This is a genomic window from Bradyrhizobium lupini, assembly GCF_040939785.1.
Classification (GTDB): Bacteria; Pseudomonadota; Alphaproteobacteria; order Rhizobiales; family Xanthobacteraceae; genus Bradyrhizobium; species Bradyrhizobium canariense_D.
Map to the genome: position 1 here is coordinate 5,174,311 of NZ_CP162553.1, position 17,020 is coordinate 5,191,330.

Here is a 17,020-nt window from a genome sequence, read left to right on the forward strand (position 1 = left end):
TTGAAAATCAAGCCGCGGTTGCCGCCAATGGCCGGGCGCCTTTGCGCCATGCGGTGATGGTGCAGCCGAAATGGCCGCGAAACCAGCGGGCCATGGCGCTCTGTGCGGAGAAGCCGAGCTGCACGGCGATGTCGGCCAGCGGCCGGCCGGGGTCGTCGATGAGCTGGACCACGAGATCGGCGCGCTGCGCGTCGAGAATGGCCGAGAAGCTGGTGCCGGCTTCGGCGAGGTGGCGGTGGATGGTGCGCCGGGTGCAGGCGAGGTGTTCGGCGACGCGCTCGACCGTGCAGCCGCCGCCGGCGAGCAGGAGACGCACGACCTCGTCGACCTTCTCCTCCCAGCTTGCCGGCCGCGTCTCGATCGCCTCGATCCGCTTGCGCAGATAGCTCGCGATCAGCGGATGCGCGCTCGGGATCCGGCGCTCCATGTCGTGTGCCGACAACAGGATCGAATCGGCCTCCGCATTGAAGGTCACACGGCAGCCGTAGAACTCGCGGTAGCGCTTGCGGTCGTGCGGCGGCGGGTAATGCAGGTGCACTTCCTGCGGCCGCCAATCGCTGCCGAACAGCGACTGGATGATGCGGTGGACGCTGCCGAGCGCCATGTCGATCGACTGGCGCGGCGCGGCCGGCTGCCGGCCGCGCAGGTGCAGCGTGACGCTGACGGTCTGCTTGTCGCGGGTGACGTCCAGCTTCATGCCGTCGTGATGGATCGGGATGAAGCGCGAGAAGGCTTCGATGGCTTCACCAACGGTCGCCTGTTCGCGCACGATCAGGCCGACCGCGCCGAAATTGGTCAGCCCGCCGCGTTCAGCAAGCCGCAACCCGAAATCTTCGGCTCCGGACGCCTCGGCCGACAATTCGAGCAGACGTCGCAGGCTTGTGACGGCAATGGGTGTATCGGGCTTGTCGAGGCAGGCCAGCGGCAGCCTGACCTTGCGCATCATGTGTTTGGGGTCGAGCCCGACCGACCGGGCGACCTCCAGGTAATAGCTCAAGCCCGCGCTACGAATGAGGTCGGTCATGCGCCCCGTTCCTGCCAGCCGTCCCGCCGATGTCCCGAAATGTAAAGTTTCTGTCCCGATCGGTCAAATCCGGGAACAGGGTGGAACATACATAAGTGAAACCGAAGCACGGGCGTGAGTGCTGTGCAAATGACGGCGCGGCGCGACGAGGCCCCGCTGCCGTCTCGGACCATTTGACCCAAGACATTGCTGGATCGGAATTATGCCGGGGGACATGCTTTCCAAGGGTGAGGTATTCGTCATCGACACCGATGCCGCCTCCCGCGAACAACTTTCCACCGCGCTTCAACAAAGCGCATACAACGTGATCTGCTTCGCCGACGGCGCGTCTCTGCTCTCGGAGGCCAAGGCGCGGATGCCGGCCTGCGTGCTGCTGGAGATGCCGGCCGATCGCTCCGGTCTCGACGTGCTCAAGCGCCTGCGCGAGGAAAACTGCATGGCGCCGGTGCTGGTGACCGCGACAAACGGCAGCATCGCCATGGCGGTGGATGCCATCAGGAGCGGTGCGGCCGACTTCATCGAGAAGCCGTTCCGCACCCGCGACATCATCGACCGGATCGATGCCGCCATCGACGAGTTCGCACAGCCCGGCTCCAGCCGGCAGCGCTGGCTGCCCGGCTGCGAACCCCTGACCACGCGAGAGGGCGACGTGCTCGAGCATCTCGCCGCCGGCCTGACCAACAAGGAGGTCGCCCGGCGCATGCATCTGAGCGCACGCACGGTCGAGGGCTATCGCGCCGGTATTCTGAGGAAGGCCGGTGCGAAGAACGTGACGGACCTGCTTCGCCGCATCTTCGGGCAGGGTTCGACTCCTCAGGATTAAGCGCTCCGTCGCGGGCCTTGCTGCCGCCGCGGCGGCGCCCCACGGAAACCCCAATCGAACCAGTTCCTTCCCTGCCGCGTCCAACCATGTTGGCGAGGCATTGGATCGCGCGTCCGGCTGGCGGCGGCGATGACTTGGAGGAGGGACTTGATGCGCATCACCGCAAGATGTTTGGCGACGACGAGCCTGGTTCTGGTGAGCACGGCATTCGCGTCGTCGTCATGGGCCGCCGAATTGGACGCCACGTCGGCCATCGATACCGTCACCGTTTACCCGGATGGCGCGACCGTAACCCGCGTCATCGCAGTGGACCTGCCGTCTGGTGACTCGACGCTCGTTGCCAAGGACTTCCCGCTTGGTCTCGACACCTCCTCGATCCGGGTGGAGGGTGAGGGGGGAGCGAAGCTCACCATCGGCACGATCGATGCGCGAACGCCACGTGCGGCGCCGGTCAATTTGCCGGAGCTGGACAAGCGCATCGAGGCGCTGAACGACCAACGCGCCGACCTGCAAGGCGCGATCGACTCGGCCAATGCGCGGCGCAAATTCGCGGAGCACTTTGCGGAAGCGTCGCCTGCGGGCATCGGCGACAAGGGCGAGGCGCGGCCGATTGCCGAATGGCGCACGGCCTTTGCCACCGTCGGCGAGGAAATTGCAAGCGCCGATACCGCCGTCCGCGACGCCACGCGCAAGATGCGCGAGATCGATCGGCAGATCGCCCAGCTCGAAGTCGAGCGGAAGGCCAAGCCGCCGAGCAAGCTCGAAGTCCGCATGGACATCGCCGCGCCGGTGGCTACCAAGGCGACGTTGAGGGTCACCTACAATGTGCGCAATGCGCGCTGGCTGCCGCTCTACGACGCCCGGCTCGACACCGGCGCGAAGGATCGCAAACCACAGCTCGAGCTTGTCCGCCGTGCCGAAGTCACGCAATCGACCGGCGAGGACTGGTCCAATGTCACGCTCGGCGTCTCCACGGTCCGCATCGGCCGCGGCGGCAGCGCGCCGGAGCTGAATTCGCTGGTCGCACAATATCCGCAGGTACCGAGGCCGCGGGCGCTGGGCTCAGTTTCGGATTCGGCAATGCCTGCGGCGGCGCCCATGCAGCAGCGCAAGATGGAAACTTCCGCGGCCAAGGCGGCGGACGATATCCGCGAACGCGCCGAAGAGCAGCAGGCGGTCGCCGAGATCGGTGACTTCCAGGCCACCTACAAAATTCCCGGCCGCGTCAGCCTCGGGGCCGCCGAGGGCGCCAAGAGCCTGCGCATCGCCTCGATGACCGTGCCCGCCGATCTCATGGTGCGCGCGGCACCGGTGATGGACCCCACCGCCTTCCTCGAAGCGAGCTTCAAGCAGACCGACGACACGAGCCTGTTGCCGGGCAAGGTCGCAATCTATCGCGACGGGACTTTCGTCGGCCGCGGCAAACTCTCGGCTTCGGCCAAGGACGATATCGTGCGGCTCGGCTTCGGCGCCGACGACAAGGTCAGGATCGAGCGCGCGGTGCTCAAGCGCAACGAAGGTTCGGCCGGTCTCCTGGTCACGACGTCGAAGACCGACGAGCGATCGTTCAAGACGACGATCCGCAACGGTCACGACTTCCCGATCAAGGTCGCGATTGAGGATCAATTGCCGGTCAGCGAGAACGAGGACATCCTCGTCGAGATGCTGCCTGCGACCACGCCGCCGACCGCAAGCAACATTCGCGACCGGCGCGGCGTGCTGGAATGGTCGTTCGACGCCAAGCCCGGTGAGGTCCGCGACATCAATTTCGCCTGGCGCGTTCGCTGGCCGAAGGACAAGAGCATGGTGATCGTGCCGGCGGGTTGATGTGCGGCGCCGAGGTGCGAGTTGTCTTTACCTCGTGCTCGCTCACTGTCCGTCATGTCCCGCCTAGTGCGCAGTTACGCACGAGGGCGGGGCATCTAGTACGCCGCGGCCTCACGATTTGATCGCTGGCGCCGCGGCGTACTGGATCGCCCGGTCGAGCCGGGCGATGACCCGCGTTGAGAGAGCGCTGGCTTACTTCGCCTTCAGGAAGTCCGCGACATCGAGCAGCATGAACTCGTCGTCGTCGGCCTTGTTGGGATCGCGGCTGGACGAGAACGGCAGATTGTTGTCATTGCCGACGATGATGTGGGTTTCGTCGACACGATCGACGTTCTCGATGGTGAAGAACGGGAACGTGTAGACGCCGTCATTGAGCGGCTTCTTCGCCTTCTTGTCGGGATCCCTGATCTTCAGGAGGTCGATGTAGCCGATCTTGCGCACGGGCTTGCCGACATTGGCGTCGGTGAGCTCGATCTTGTAGACGCGCTTGAACTTGGCCACGTCGGGGAAGCAGTTCTCGCCGCGGGTGCCTTGCGGGCAGGCCTTTTCGGGCGTGCCTTCGCCGTTGTCGCGCTCGATGATCAGGCCGGCGCTCGGGTCGATCATGTTGAAGTCGCCGATGGCATTGCCGTTCTGCTCGAACACATACTGCCAGTAGCGGCCAGTGAATTTTTCCGCGGCGACGTCGAATTCGAGGATGCGCGAGGCTTCCTTGCCGTCGACCTTCTCCCAGTCCTTTTTCTCGGCATCCCAGAGCGGCCCCTCGAGCAGGCCGTAGAGAAACTTGCCGTCTTTCGAGGCGGCGAAGCCCTCGTAACCCTTGGAGCGTCGGAGGTTGACGTTGGTGTAGGTCGCACCCGGCGCGCCCGGGGTCGCCACCGCCCAATGATCCGGCGATCGCACGGGCTTACCGTCGGCGACCGTCTCGAATACGGCCAGAATCTTGCCGGTCTTGTCGGCCTTCAGGATGTAGGGGCCGAACTCGTCGCCGATCCAGAAGGTGTCGCCGATAATCTGGAAACCTTCGGTGTCGAAGTCGGAGCCGGTGAGGTAACGCCTCTCGGTGTCTTCATGCACGATGCGGAACGGCACGCGTCTGTCGGGATCGTGCAGGAACACGGTCTCCAGCCGCTCGATCTTGCCGCCGGCCCAATCCATCCTGTAGCGGTTGAGGTACAGCATCGAATCTGGCGAATTGGCGCGCGCGCCCATGCCGTTGTCGGTGATGACCCAGAAAGTGCCGTCCCCCATCGACTTGATACCGGAATGGCCCTGCAGCGGCTGGCCCTTGAACGGCAGCGACACGCCGGTGGCCCGCTCATAGGACTTGCCCATCACCGTGCCGAGCGCGTCGACCCGCTTCCCGGTGGTGTATTTACCGGATGTCTTGAGATCGGCGGGAGCATCAGCCGGCGCGTCGATGAACGTGGCGGCCGGCATCACGACGTGGCCGGCGAGCTTGGCGGGGAATTCGCCTTCGCTCTGCGCCTGCGCGGAGCTCGCGGTCAGAATGATCGTTGCGACGGTACTAAGCAAAGTCGCGCGCATGTGCGTCTCCTGTTAACGGAGGCCGTCTTATGCGGACCGCGCATTGCAGTTTTGTGAAACCGGGCCAAACGCCGCAGCCGACAGCTACTCCTTGACCGCGCCCGTCAGCGACGACACGTAGTAATCGACGAACAGCGAGTAGAAGATCGCAACCGGCAGCGAGCCGAGCAGCGAGCCCGCCATCAGCGCGCCCCACTGATAGACGTCGCCGGTGACGAGCTCGGTCAGGATCGCGACCGGCACCGTCTTGTTGGCGCCGCTCTGGATAAAGGCGAGCGCGTAGATGAACTCGTTCCAGGACAGCGTGAAGGAGAAGATGCCGGCCGAGATCAGGCCGGGCACCGCCAGCGGCAGCGTGATCCGTCGCAGGATCTGGAGCCTGGTGGCGCCGTCCACCAGCGCGCATTCCTCGAGCTCGTAGGGGATCGACTTGAAATAGCCGATCAGGAGCCAGGTGCAGAACGGCACCAGGAAGGTCGGGTAGACCAGGATCAACGCAAGCGGGCTGTCGAACAGGCCGAACTGCACGACCACGGTCGCGAGCGGAATGAACAGGATCGACGGCGGCACGAGATAGGCCATGTAAATGCCGAGGCCGACATAGGGACTGCCGCGGAAGCGCAGGCGCTCGATCGCATAGGCGGCCAGCGTGCTCGCGATCAGCGACAGCGTAGTCGCCCCGACCGCGACCAGCATCGTCGTCCACAGCCAGCGCGGATAGGCGGTGTCGAACAACAGGTGCTTGATGTGGGCCAGCGTCGGCGAGGAGATCCAGAACGGGTTGTGCTCCTTGTAGTTCATCAGCTCTGCGTTCGGCTTGAACGACGTGATCGTCATCCAGTAGAACGGAAATAGGAGGATCAGCACGAAGCAGCCGAGCGGCAGATAGATCATCATCAGCCGCCGCAGCCCGGAATCCCAGGCCATGGTGTCCGGCGGCGTGGTGGCGACGGCGGCCGGCTCGGCGGCGGTATCAGTCATTGCTCTCTCCCTGCTGCCATTTGCGGCGCGCCAGGCCGAAATAAGAGAACAGCGTTGCGAACACGAGGAACGGGATCATCGACACCGCAATCGCCGCGCCCTCGCCGAGCTCGCCGCCCGCAATGCCGCGCTGGAAGGCCAGCGTTGCCAGCAAATGGGTTGAGTTGCCGGGGCCGCCCCGGGTGATGGCGTAGACCAGCTGGAAATCGGTGAAGGTGAAGATGATCGAGAAGGTCATGACGATCGCGAGGATCGGCATCATCATCGGGAAGGTGATGTAGCGGAACCGCTGCCAGGCGCTGGCGCCATCGAGCATCGCGGCTTCGTAGAGCGAGGGCGAAATGGTCTGCAGGCCCGCCAGCAGCGAGATCGCGACGAAGGGAATGCCGCGCCAGATATTGGCGGCGATCAGCGAGAAGCGCGCCGGCCAGGGCGAGCCGAGGAAGTCGATATTGGTGGTGCGCCAGTGCAGCACGTCGACCAGAAGGTAGGAGATGATCGAGAACTGCGGATCGTAGATCCACCAGAACGCCAGCGCCGAGAGCACCGTCGGCACGATCCAAGGCATCAGGATGATCGCACGCAACAGGCTCTTGAACGGAAAATGGTTGTTGAGCAGCAGTGCGAGCCAGAAGCCGAGCGCGAACTTTCCAAAGGTCGCGATCCCCGTGTAGACCACGCTGTAGAACACCGCGTTCCACCACAGGAATCGGTGAGCAGATACTGGAAATTCTCGAAGCCGACGAAGACGCCTTTTCTGCCGATTGTCGTGTCGGTGAAGGCGAGCCAGATGCCGAGGCCGAGCGGATAGGTCAGGAACACCGTGAGCAGCCCGATCGCAGGTGCGAGGCACATCACGATCAGGAACGGCTTGTAGTCGAACAGGCGCACCAGCCAGGAGGGTTGCCGGTGCACGAGGGCTGGAGAAGAGAGTGTGGTCACGGACATCGGTTTGTTGTCCCGTCTCTGAAAGTCACCAAGCCCGTCATTGCGAGGAGCCCGTGACAAAATTGCGAAGCAATTTTGCACTGGTGCGACGAAGCAATCCAGGCTGTAACTGGGAAGACAGGCTGGATTGCTTCGCTTCGCTCGCAATGACGCGCTTTGTCCAGCGCTACTTCTGCCGCCGGAAGTACCGCTTGCAGCGCTGCTCGGCTTCCGCGGCCGCGGCTTCCGGCGTGGCAGCGCCGGTCGCGACGGATGCGAACATCTGAATCAGCACGTAGTCGGCGCTGACGGCACCGGTCGCGGTCGAGATCGGGCCAGCATAGCCGTCATAGTAGATGGTGTTCATGGTGTCCTTGAAGATCTTGATCTTGGGATCTTCGCTCCAGACCTTGGCCTCCGCGTAAGCCGCGAGCGGCTGGGCCCAGTAGCCGGAATTGGCGTTGAGCCACGGCTCGTACTGGTCCTTTTCCAGCATGTATTGCAGGAAGGCCTTTGCGGCGTTGGGGTACTGGCTGTGCTTGAACAGCATGGCGTTCAGCGTCAGGCCCGCCATCGGCGAGACCTTCGCGACACCCTTCGGCAGCAGTTGATGTTCGCTGTCGTCGGCGATCGCCTTGGTCGCCGGATCGTTCTTCAGTGAAAAATACAGCGAGACGCCGTTGGCGGTCAGCGAGATCTCCTGCGCGGCGTAGGCGCGGTTGTTGCTGACGTCGTTCCATGACGTCGTGCCGGCGATGAAGGTCGGATAGAGCTGTTTGACCCAGTTCAGTGCGGCGATCGTCTCCTTGCTGTTGATGACGACGTTCCCCTCTTCGTCGAGCAGCGCCGCGTTGTGCGACCACAGCGCCCAGTTCGCAAAACCGTTGCCGTCGCCCTTGGCGTTGCCGAGCGCCAAGCCGGCCGGCTTGCCGGCCTTCTGAAGCTTCTGGCAGAGATCGAGGATTCCGGCATGGTCTTCCGGCACCTTGTCGAAGCCGACCGATCGCAGGATCGACTTGCGGTAGATCAGCGGACCCGCGGTCGCGCCGAACGGCAGTCCGATCCAGGCGTCGCTCTTGTTCTTCTTGCCGTAGCGCTGCGCCAGCGGCAGCCAGCCGCCGTACCGCTTGCCGACATAGTCGGCGACGTCGGTCAGCTCGATCAGCTTGTCGATATAGATGTGCGGCGCATCGGAGAAGCCGATGATAATATCGGGGCCGGCACCGGAATTCGCGGTCACCGCGGTCTGCTGGTTGATGTCCTCCCAGCCGACGAAGTCGACCTTGACCTCGACCCCGGTCTCCTTGGTGAATTTGGCCGCATTGGCGCGGAACACGTCCTCGTCGGCCTGGACGAAACGTACCGGTCGCAGCATGCGCAGGGATGCGCCTTTCTCGATCGGCAGTTTCGGTGTGGGGACGTCCGCGGCCTTGATCGCGGATTGCGCATTTGCCGGAGCACCGGTTGCCGCGATTGCCGCAGCGGACAGGCCCAGCGCCAAGGCATCACGACGCGTGATGTCGTTCCTCATCGGTTCCTCCCTATATGTTTCCCTTCCCGGCGTTGATCGCCGGTGAAGGGTCTTTCCGGTTGCCGGCGCGCCTTCGCGGCCGTCCCGTCTAGCTGTTCGGGCCGCGGTCCATGCTGACAGGCTGCCAGCGGCGGAGCGCGGTGTCTTGCAGCACCGACGGATTGACGCAGCTTACCGGCCACATGCCCTGAAGCACCAGTGACAATTCGTAGCCCACCCGGCGCTTGCGCGCCTCGTCAAACCGTGCCGAGGCGGAGGCGACGTGGGCGGTCAGGGTGACATTGTCCATGCCGAGCAGCGGATTGTTGTGCGAGGGCGGCTCCTTCTCCAGCACGTCGAGGGCGGCATGGGCGATCCAGCCCTCCTGAAGCGCCTTGATCAGGCTTTCCTCGTCCACGGTGGCGCCGCGGCCGGTGTTGATGAAGACCGAGCCCTTCTTCATCTGCCGGAAGTGCTTCTCGGTGAGCATGTGATGCACCTCGGGCCGAGCGGGGGCGTGCATCGAGAGGAAGTCGGATTGCGACAACACCTCGTTCAGCGTCGCCGGAATCACCCCGTGGTCGGACATCAGCGTTTCCTGGATGAAGGGATCGTAGGCCATCATCCGCAGACCGAACGGAGCTGCGCGTTTCGCAACTGCACGCGCGACGCGGCCGAACGAGATGAAGCCGAGCGTCTGGCCCATCAGTCGTGGGATCTTCGACAACGCCGGCCGGCCCTCCGCCCAGCGGCCGCTGCGCGCCATCCGGTCCTGCTCGACCAGCCGGCGGAAGCCCGCGAGCAGCAGCATCATGGCATGGTCGGCGACCTCCTCGATGAAGGTGTCGGGGATGTTGGTGACGGGAATGCCGCGCGCAGTTGCCGCCTTGATGTCGACGCTATCGACGCCGACCGAGCCGAGCGTAATGACCTTGCAGCTCTCCAGCGCGTCGATGATGGTCTTGGTGATCGGGATGCCCTTGGCGTAAATGGCGTCCGCTGTCTTCGCGGCGGCGATGAACCCGGCCTCGTCGGCCGGCGCCTCGACGATCTCGGCGTCGATCGGATCGAGCGCCTCGCGCTCGTAGGAATAATCGCTGCTCGCGACCGTGAAGCTCGCGCCCTTCGGCGTCACCACCCTGTATTTCGGCATATCCTGCTCCCGATTTGGTTTCTTGTTGTGACCCATGCTTTGCGCGGGCCTTTGCGTCTTTTACGCGAAATCGAGGAGGTCGCGTACAATTCCCGGTTGTCATTGAGGCGATTTATACGACTGGTTCGACGTCTTCTCCGGGCTTCTACGGGGCGCTCCGTAACAGCTTGCTAAGGGGTCACCCCCTAAAGGTTAATTTGATTTCGATCGATTCACTCGCGCGTCCTTATCCCTGTGTTGCCGGAGCATCCCGTGAAATTAAGCAATATGAAGATCGCCCCCAAGCTCGGCATCCTCGTCGGCGTCACCTTGTTCGGACTGTGCATTTCCGGGATCCTCGCCGGATACCTGATGAAGCAGGAGATGGTGAACGCGCGCATCGATCAGGCCAAGGCGATCGTGGAGATGGGGCGCAACTACGCCGCTGCCCTCAAGAAGCGGGTCGACGCCGGCGAGCTGACGAAGGATGCGGCGATGGCCGAGATTCGTCGCTACGGCAATGCAATGACGTATGACAACGGTGCGGGCTATTTGTTCGGCACGTCCTATGACGGCATCACCCAGCTCGCGCCCGATCCGAAGCAGATCGGCAGCAACCGCATGGATGTCGTGACCAACGGCCGCAAGCTGTCTGCCGAGTTGATGGACGGGGTCAAGGCCAATGGTTCGATCCTGCTGTATTATGAATATGTGAAGCCCGGCCAGGAGAAGCCGATCCGCAAGCTCGGCTACGCGGTCGCGGTCCCCGGCTTCGACATGTATCTCGGCACCGGCGCCTATCTCGATGATATCGATGCCAAGATGGGTCCGGTCTACTGGCTGCTCGGCTTGGCCATGCTCGGTATCGTCATCGTCGCCGGCAGCGTTGCCTGGCTGATCGGTCGCAGCATCAGCCGCCCGCTCGCCCTGCTCGGAGCCCGCATGAAGGATCTCGCCGAGGGCAAGCTCGACGGCGACATTCCCGGCGTCGGCCGTGGTGACGAGGTCGGCGCAATGGCGTCGACCGTCCAGATCTTCAAGGACAACGCTGTCCGCATCCGCGACATCGAGAAGAGCGAAGCCGATGCCAAGGATCGCGCAGCGGCGGAACGTCGCAGCGTGATGGAGGGCATCGCCAGCGACTTCGAACGCAGCGTCAATGGTATCGTCCGCTCGGTCTCCTCGGCTGCGACGGGCATGCAAGCCACTGCGCAATCGATGACCGCGACCGCCGGCGACGCCTCGTCGCGTGCGGCGACGGTCGGCGCGGCCTCGCAGAGAGCGTCGGGCAATGTCGGCACGGTTGCCGCGGCTGCCGAAGAGCTGTCGAGCTCGGTTGCGGAGATCTCGCGCCAGGTCACCCGCTCGACCGAAGTGGCGAGCCGCGCTGTCAACGACGCCGAGCGTACCAATGCCACGGTGCAGGAACTCTCCACCGGCGCCGAGAAGATCGGCGAGGTGGTCAAGCTGATCCACTCGATCGCGGCACAGACCAATCTGCTCGCCCTCAACGCCACCATCGAAGCGGCGCGCGCCGGTGAATCCGGCCGCGGCTTCGCCGTCGTCGCTTCCGAAGTCAAGGCGCTCGCCAACCAGACCGCCAAGGCCACCGAGGAAATCTCCGCCCAGGTCGCGGCGATGCAGACATCGACCAGCGATGCGGTCGCCGCCATCGGCGGCATCACTCAGACCATCGCCGAGATGAGCGAGATCACCGCGGGCATTTCCGCGTCGATCGAGCAGCAAGGCGAGGCGACCCGCGAGATCGCCCGCAACATTCAGTCGGTCGCGGCCGGATCGAACGAGATCAACGCCAATATCGGCAGCGTCACCTCGGCCGCGGAAGCGACCGGCACGGCGGCAAGCGACGTGCTCACCAACGCTCGCGAGCTCGACAGCCAGTCCGGCGCGCTGCGCAGCGCAGTCGACGGCTTCCTCGCCAAGGTGCGCGCGGCGTAGGTCGCCACACCAAAGCGACGCCATCTCCTCTATCGTCATGCCCGGGCTTGTCCCGGGCATCCACGTTCTTGGACACCGGACGCTTTGATCGACGTGGATGGCCGGGACAAGCCCGGCCATGACGGAGAATGCCGAGCGCGCGGCTTTCGCGAGCCCCTACTGCTTCTCGATCCCTGCCTCGCGGATCAGCTTCTCCCACAACACCAGCTGTTCGTTCACGAACGTGCCGAGCTGCTCGGGCGTGCCCGAAAACGCGTCCATGCCGAGGGTGGCGAGCTGGGCCTTGATCTCCGGCTTCTCGACGATCTTCCGGATCTCGGCGTTGAGTCGCGTCACGATCTCCTTGGGCATGCCGGCGGGGCCAAAATAGCCCTGCCACGACGAGATGTCGAAGTCCGGCACGCCGGCCTCCTGCATCGAGGGCAGGTTCGGCACCAGCGACGAGCGGTCCTTCGTCGTGACGGCGAGCGCGCGTAGCGCGTTGCCCTGGACATGCGGCAGGCCGGTCAGGATGTCCACGAACATCATCGAGACGCGGCCGCCCATGACGTCGTTGAGCGCCGGCGGCGAGCTCTTGTAGGGCACGTGCAGGAGGTCGAGCCCGGCATTGTGTGCAAAGGTCGCCCCCGACACGATCGCCGAGGACGAGCCCGAGGCGTAGCTCAGCTTGCCCGGATTGGCCTTGCCGTAGGCGATGAGCTCGCCGACGGTCTTGGCCGGCACCTCCGGGTGGATCACCAGCATGAAGGGCAGGTCGCCGGTGCGCGCGATCGGGGTGAAGTCCTTGACCGGATCGTAGGTCAGGCTTTTGAGCAGATAGGGATTGGCCGAATGCGTGGTGTTGGTGGTCACCAGCAGCGTGTAGCCGTCGGGCGCGGCGCGCGCGACATAGGTGGCGGCGATCATGCCGTTGGCGCCCGCCTTGTTCTCGATGACGATGCCGACGCCGAGGGCCTGCGACAAATGCTGCGAGATCAGCCGCGTCGTGGTGTCGGTGCCGCTGCCGGCGGCGAACGGCAGCACCAGCGTGATGTTGCGGCTCGGATAATTGTCGGCCTGCGCAGCGGACGCGGCGGCGAGACAAAGGGCGCCCGTGCCGATGGCACGCAGGTTTCGGATCAACGCTGAAAGCATGTCTGGTCGTTCCCTCTTTTTTGGTTGGCGGGGAACCTAGCGTCTCCTCGTCGAAATCGGAAGGCGCGAGTTTGTCGCCTCGTCTCGCGTCGCGGAATTACTTCACCGCAGAACCCTGGCGCGAGGCGATCACGACGCCGGCGAGCACCAGCAGGTAGCCGATCAGGTGGAAGGGCTGAATCTTTTCGCCGAGCAGCAGGATCGCCATCGCCGAGCCGAACACCGGCACCAGATGGAAGAACGGCGCGGCGCGGTTCGGGCCGATCAGCGCCACGCCCCGGTTGAAGAACAGATAGGCCAGCGTCGAGGGAAAGATCAGGATGTAGCCCAGCGTCGCTAGCGTCACCCCGTCGAGTTGCAGGACGCGACCACTCCAGGCCTCCCAGATCGCGGTCGGCAGCAGCATCGTCGCGCCGCAGCAGGTGGTGAAGGAGAGAAAGGAGAGCTGGTGGATCTTGGGCCGCCGCGGGATGAAGGCAGAGTAGATCCCGAACGCCACCAGCGAGGAGGCGAACATGATGTCGCCCCTGTTGAAGCTGATGCTCGCGAGCGCGGCGAGATCGCCGCGCAGGATGATGATCAGCACGCCGAGAAGCGAGATCCCGATGCCGGCGAGCTGCGCACCGGTCAGCCGCACGCCGAACAGCACCAGCGACCACAGCGCCACGAACAACGGTCCGGCCGACTGGATCAGCAGCGCGTTCAGCGCTTCCGTGTACTGCATCGCCCAGTACGAGATCGCGTTGTTGAAGGCAAAGCCCACCAGCGACAGGAACAGCATCAGCGGCAGGCTCTTGCGCAGATTCGGCCAGTCGCGCTTCAGATGCGGCCAGGCGAAGGGCAGGAGGATCAGGAACACGCCGAACCAGCGGATCGTGGTCACCGTCAGCGGCGGTACATGCGCGCCGACGTGGCGCGCGAGCACGATGTTGCCGGCCCAGAACAGCGAGCTCAGGCTGAGCAGCAGATAAGGCTGGTTGTTGAGCCAACTGGCCGGATTGGAGGCCGGTGGCGCGGGCGAAGCGATCGTCATTGGCGTTGCATACGAGCTTGCGCCGGATTTGCGTCGTGACACAAGTCATGCGACCGCAATGCTACAATGCAGGCATGACCAGAGGAGGCGGCATTGGCGGTTAATATGTTGAACATCGATGGCCTTGATCGGCTCGATCGGCATGCACCGGTGGTGATGTTGAACCTGATGCGCTTCCACGCGCACTCCGGCGACGGCGACGGTTCCGGCTGGGACGCCTATCTGCGCTACAGTGCGGTCACAGTGCCGATGATCAAGGCACGCGGCGGCACGCTGCTCTGGACCGGCGAGGCCAGGGCCGTCGCGCTCGGCCCGCAGCAGGGCAACGACTGGGATTTCGCGGCGCTGGTCTATTATCCCACCGTCACGGCTTTCATCGACATGATGACCTCGAAGGCCTACGAGACGGAGGCTGATCCGCACCGCGTCAACGCCTGCGCCGAGCACGTCATCTTTGCGACCAGCGAAGCGTACAGCAAGTTCAAGATGAAGTAGCGCCGCCTGCTGCCGGCTTACTTCAGCCCGTCCACAGCCGCGTGGCACGCCGTCTGCAGCAAGCGACAGACCTCCTCCGTCGACCGCTGCCGGCTCAGCGCTGCAAACGTCGGATAACTCGTCAGCACGAAGATCAAATCAACCGTGTCCCGCATGGCGCGCTTTGCCGCGTGCTTGCCCACGATCCGCGACAGCAGCGCGGTCAGCAATTCGCGCCGTCGCTCGTTACGCTCGATCAGCGCCTCGCCGAATTCCGGATCGGTCGCGATGGCCTGGTTGAGCCCACCGATGGCGGGATCGCGCCCCCAGAACGTACAGAAGATTTCGATGACGCGGTCGAGCGCGGCGCGCGGATCCGCCATCGTCATCACCTCGGCCAGTTCGAACAGTCCGCCCTGGTGCGCGATGTCGTCGAACACGGCCTCCAGCAATCCCCGCCGCGATCCGAACTGGTTGTAGACGGTCAATCGCGTGACGCCGGCCGCCTTGGCGACCACGTCGAGGGAGAAGTTCGCAATGCTCGCGTCCTCGCGTAGGAGTCGCGCGCCGGCCGCGATGATGCGCTCGCGCGTCGCCGCCGCCGCGGAAGCCCGCGCGGAGCTCACATAATTGCGCTTCGGCATCGCCTTGCCATTCTGTTGACGTATTGACTATACATGTAGTATATCTAATTTAGAAGCCGGTTCGGAGCTTGCCATGCAAACTGCCCTCGTGATCGCCTTGTCACTTCATGTGTTGTCGTCCGTGTTCTGGGCGGGATCAAGCTTTGCGCTGGCCCGCATCGGCGGAGTTGCCGGTGAGCAGCTGGTCTTTCCACAACTCGGCGCGGCCACGATTGCCATCCTGACCGGCGGCTATCTCGGCCATCTCGTTCATTCCCACAGCTTCGGCACGACCGAGCAGGTGCTCGCCGTCGGTGCTGTCTGTGCACTGATCGCGGCCGCTATTCAGGCTGTCATCGGTCCTCGTGCGCTCGCGGCCTTGCGTCGCGGCACCGGCAAGCCGGAGGACCTCCGTGCACGTATCGCCGCCGCCCAACGTGCGGCGGCCGGCCTGCTGGGCATGGCCGCGCTCTGCATGGGCGCCGCGCGCTACATTTGAATGCAGTCCAGGGAGGAGTGTTGAGAGCTCTCTGTTCCCAATGTCAGACCATAGCGCGGCTTCCAGCCGCTTTCGAAGGAAAAGCAATGTCCAAGATGATTCTGGTCAACCTGCCGGTACGCGATCTCGCCGCATCGACAGCGTTCTACGTAGCCCTGGGTGGCGCGGTGAATCCTCAATTCTCCGGAGCAAATTCGACGTCGCTCATGTTCACGGACGCGATCGGCGTGATGCTGCTGACCCACGACCGGTATCGTGAATTCACCAGCCGCGAGATCGGCGACGCGCGGCGCCACAGCCAGGCTATGTTCGCTCTCACGGTCGACGACCGCGATGCCGTCGATGCAACGCTGGCGCGCGCGGTGGCTGCGGGCGGTCGCGCCGATCCCAATCCGGCGCAGGATCTCGGCTTCATGTACAACCGACACATTGAAGACCCCGATGGCTATGTTTGGGAGATGGTGTGGATGAACCCGTCGACAAACGCTTGATCGCAGCCGATCGAACTGGGCCCCAAGCCTAGCTCGCCTGCTTCCGTGACGCCACGAACACGCCGGCCAGCACCAGCGCGAAGCCGATGAAGTGGAACGCCTGCGGGTGCTCGCCCAGAAACGCCATTGCCATGATCGAGCCGAACACCGGCACGACATGGAAGAACGGCGCGGCGCGGTTGGCGCCGATCAGGCGGACACCGCGATTGAAGCAGAGATAGGCGAGCGTCGAGGGGAATACCGCGACATAGAACAGGGTCAGGAGGTTCGGCCCGTCGAGCTTCATCACGGGACGCGCGGACAACTCCCACATCTCCAGCGGAATGAGACAGGCAGCACCGCAGCCGAACGTGAAGGCGAGGAACGACAGGCCGTGCATCGGGGGCCGCTTCAAGGTCAGCACCGAATAGAGCGCGAAGATGATCAGCGCGACGACAAAGATGAGGTCGCCCTTGTTGAAGTCGATGTTCGACAGCGTGGTGAAGTCGCCATGCAGCAGGATGATCAGCACGCCGCACATCGACAGCAGCACGCCGAAGGCCTGCGCTACGGTGAGGCGGACGCCGAGGATGGCGAGCGACCACAGCGCCACGACCAGCGGCGCGGCGGATTGCAAGAGGAGAGTGTTGAGCGCCTGCGTATGCTCCAGCGCCCAATATTGCAGCGTGTTGAAGGCGCCGATGCCGGTGATCGAGAGCGTGACCATCAGGCCGAGCCTGCCGCGGATCGCGGGCCAGTCCTGCGCAAGGTGTTTCCAGGCGAACGGCAGCACCAGCAGGAAGGCGAAGAACCAGCGCAGGAACGACAGCGTCACCGGCGGGATGTGACCGGCGGCGAGCCGGCCGACGATGGCATTGCCGGCCCAGCACAGCGCGGTGATGCTGAGCAGCAGATAAGGCTGGTTGGCGATCCAGTTGTGGCCGGACGTGGCGGCGCCGGTGGTCTCGTCGGTGGCGGACATTGGATTGTTGTGGCCCCGCGTCATGCGCCAAGCCTCCAGCCCGGTGGCACCCGGGCCGGTTCAAACCCGGCCCC

Annotated in this window: 15 protein-coding genes and 1 pseudogene; 6 read left to right on the plus strand and 10 right to left on the minus strand. The window is 64.2% G+C overall.

From position 1 onward, the window contains the following. Positions 1-7 precede the first annotated feature (7 nt). A complete protein-coding gene (locus AB3L03_RS24575) occupies positions 8-1,024 on the minus strand; it encodes an AraC family transcriptional regulator (protein ID WP_204512204.1) in 1,017 nt (338 codons plus the stop codon). A 202-nt stretch (positions 1,025-1,226) separates the two neighbouring features. Here AB3L03_RS24575 and AB3L03_RS24580 point away from each other — a divergent pair, with 202 nt between their 5' ends. Beyond that, positions 1,227-1,847, plus strand: a complete 621-nt coding sequence (locus AB3L03_RS24580; RefSeq protein WP_368507147.1) for a response regulator transcription factor — start codon at positions 1,227-1,229, stop codon at positions 1,845-1,847. Positions 1,848-1,997: 150 nt separating this feature from the next. Beyond that, a complete protein-coding gene (locus AB3L03_RS24585) occupies positions 1,998-3,674 on the plus strand; it encodes a mucoidy inhibitor MuiA family protein (RefSeq protein ID WP_085395148.1) in 1,677 nt (558 codons plus the stop codon). Between the two features lie 192 nt (positions 3,675-3,866). Here the strand turns inward: AB3L03_RS24585 and AB3L03_RS24590 are convergent, their stop codons facing one another. The 5 genes and pseudogenes from AB3L03_RS24590 to AB3L03_RS24610 form a co-directional block, all read right to left on the minus strand. Next, positions 3,867-5,222 carry an esterase-like activity of phytase family protein gene (locus tag AB3L03_RS24590; RefSeq protein ID WP_085395146.1) on the minus strand — a complete coding sequence of 452 codons (1,356 nt, stop codon included), beginning with the start codon at positions 5,220-5,222 and terminating at the stop codon, positions 3,867-3,869. 84 nt (positions 5,223-5,306) lie between these two features. Beyond that, positions 5,307-6,203, minus strand: a complete 897-nt coding sequence (locus AB3L03_RS24595; protein ID WP_018453844.1) for a carbohydrate ABC transporter permease — start codon at positions 6,201-6,203, stop codon at positions 5,307-5,309. Continuing rightward, a pseudogene (locus tag AB3L03_RS24600) lies at positions 6,196-7,151 on the minus strand (carbohydrate ABC transporter permease). The gene AB3L03_RS24595 and the pseudogene AB3L03_RS24600 overlap by 8 nt, the downstream one beginning before the upstream one ends. Before the next feature lie 166 nt (positions 7,152-7,317). Further along, entirely contained in the window at positions 7,318-8,661 is a 1,344-nt protein-coding gene (locus AB3L03_RS24605; protein ID WP_018453846.1) for an ABC transporter substrate-binding protein, read from the minus strand. 88 nt (positions 8,662-8,749) lie between these two features. After that, a complete protein-coding gene (locus tag AB3L03_RS24610; protein WP_085359428.1) occupies positions 8,750-9,793 on the minus strand; it encodes a C-terminal binding protein in 1,044 nt (347 codons plus the stop codon). A gap of 252 nt (positions 9,794-10,045) precedes the next feature. On the opposite strand from AB3L03_RS24610, the gene AB3L03_RS24615 reads away from it, so the two are divergent. Next, entirely contained in the window at positions 10,046-11,731 is a 1,686-nt protein-coding gene (locus AB3L03_RS24615) for a methyl-accepting chemotaxis protein (protein ID WP_026232608.1), read from the plus strand. 156 nt (positions 11,732-11,887) lie between these two features. On the opposite strand, the gene AB3L03_RS24620 is transcribed toward AB3L03_RS24615, so the two are convergent. Beyond that, positions 11,888-12,865, minus strand: coding sequence for a tripartite tricarboxylate transporter substrate binding protein (locus AB3L03_RS24620; protein WP_018453849.1), 978 nt, complete (start codon positions 12,863-12,865; stop codon positions 11,888-11,890). Positions 12,866-12,962: 97 nt separating this feature from the next. Continuing rightward, the gene (locus AB3L03_RS24625; RefSeq protein WP_007614154.1) at positions 12,963-13,898 is read right to left on the minus strand and encodes a DMT family transporter; all 936 of its coding nucleotides are present in this window, start codon (positions 13,896-13,898) and stop codon (positions 12,963-12,965) included. Between the two features lie 105 nt (positions 13,899-14,003). Here AB3L03_RS24625 and AB3L03_RS24630 point away from each other — a divergent pair, with 105 nt between their 5' ends. Beyond that, positions 14,004-14,393 (plus strand): DUF1330 domain-containing protein, encoded by a 390-nt coding sequence (locus AB3L03_RS24630; RefSeq protein ID WP_247820746.1) that lies wholly within the window; start codon positions 14,004-14,006, stop codon positions 14,391-14,393. Between the two features lie 17 nt (positions 14,394-14,410). Here the strand turns inward: AB3L03_RS24630 and AB3L03_RS24635 are convergent, their stop codons facing one another. After that, positions 14,411-15,016, minus strand: a complete 606-nt coding sequence (locus tag AB3L03_RS24635) for a TetR/AcrR family transcriptional regulator (protein ID WP_018453851.1) — start codon at positions 15,014-15,016, stop codon at positions 14,411-14,413. A gap of 73 nt (positions 15,017-15,089) precedes the next feature. Here AB3L03_RS24635 and AB3L03_RS24640 point away from each other — a divergent pair, with 73 nt between their 5' ends. Together AB3L03_RS24640 and AB3L03_RS24645 are read left to right on the plus strand one after the other, a co-directional pair. Then, complete coding sequence (locus tag AB3L03_RS24640; protein ID WP_018453852.1) at positions 15,090-15,494, plus strand: hypothetical protein; 405 nt, start codon at positions 15,090-15,092, stop codon at positions 15,492-15,494. Positions 15,495-15,580: 86 nt separating this feature from the next. Beyond that, positions 15,581-15,985, plus strand: a complete 405-nt coding sequence (locus AB3L03_RS24645; RefSeq protein WP_018453853.1) for a VOC family protein — start codon at positions 15,581-15,583, stop codon at positions 15,983-15,985. Positions 15,986-16,013: 28 nt separating this feature from the next. Here AB3L03_RS24645 and AB3L03_RS24650 read toward each other — a convergent pair whose 3' ends face one another. After that, positions 16,014-16,946, minus strand: a complete 933-nt coding sequence (locus AB3L03_RS24650; protein ID WP_085395142.1) for a DMT family transporter — start codon at positions 16,944-16,946, stop codon at positions 16,014-16,016. Between the last annotated feature and the right edge of the window lie 74 nt (positions 16,947-17,020).

What these genes read in the sequence shown, in the direction of transcription:
- AB3L03_RS24605 (WP_018453846.1), bottom strand. Translation starts at nt 8,661, where the DNA reads ATGAGGAACGACATCACGCGTCGTGATGCCTTGGCGCTGGGCCTGTCC.
- AB3L03_RS24630 (WP_247820746.1), top strand. Translation starts at nt 14,004, where the DNA reads ATGTTGAACATCGATGGCCTTGATCGGCTCGATCGGCATGCACCGGTG.
- AB3L03_RS24585 (WP_085395148.1), top strand. Translation starts at nt 1,998, where the DNA reads ATGCGCATCACCGCAAGATGTTTGGCGACGACGAGCCTGGTTCTGGTG.
- AB3L03_RS24620 (WP_018453849.1), bottom strand. Translation starts at nt 12,865, where the DNA reads ATGCTTTCAGCGTTGATCCGAAACCTGCGTGCCATCGGCACGGGCGCC.
- AB3L03_RS24625 (WP_007614154.1), bottom strand. Translation starts at nt 13,898, where the DNA reads ATGACGATCGCTTCGCCCGCGCCACCGGCCTCCAATCCGGCCAGTTGG.
- AB3L03_RS24580 (WP_368507147.1), top strand. Translation starts at nt 1,227, where the DNA reads ATGCCGGGGGACATGCTTTCCAAGGGTGAGGTATTCGTCATCGACACC.
- AB3L03_RS24635 (WP_018453851.1), bottom strand. Translation starts at nt 15,016, where the DNA reads ATGCCGAAGCGCAATTATGTGAGCTCCGCGCGGGCTTCCGCGGCGGCG.
- AB3L03_RS24590 (WP_085395146.1), bottom strand. Translation starts at nt 5,222, where the DNA reads ATGCGCGCGACTTTGCTTAGTACCGTCGCAACGATCATTCTGACCGCG.
- AB3L03_RS24610 (WP_085359428.1), bottom strand. Translation starts at nt 9,793, where the DNA reads ATGCCGAAATACAGGGTGGTGACGCCGAAGGGCGCGAGCTTCACGGTC.
- AB3L03_RS24640 (WP_018453852.1), top strand. Translation starts at nt 15,090, where the DNA reads ATGCAAACTGCCCTCGTGATCGCCTTGTCACTTCATGTGTTGTCGTCC.
- AB3L03_RS24645 (WP_018453853.1), top strand. Translation starts at nt 15,581, where the DNA reads ATGTCCAAGATGATTCTGGTCAACCTGCCGGTACGCGATCTCGCCGCA.
- AB3L03_RS24575 (WP_204512204.1), bottom strand. Translation starts at nt 1,024, where the DNA reads ATGACCGACCTCATTCGTAGCGCGGGCTTGAGCTATTACCTGGAGGTC.
- AB3L03_RS24595 (WP_018453844.1), bottom strand. Translation starts at nt 6,203, where the DNA reads ATGACTGATACCGCCGCCGAGCCGGCCGCCGTCGCCACCACGCCGCCG.
- AB3L03_RS24650 (WP_085395142.1), bottom strand. Translation starts at nt 16,946, where the DNA reads ATGTCCGCCACCGACGAGACCACCGGCGCCGCCACGTCCGGCCACAAC.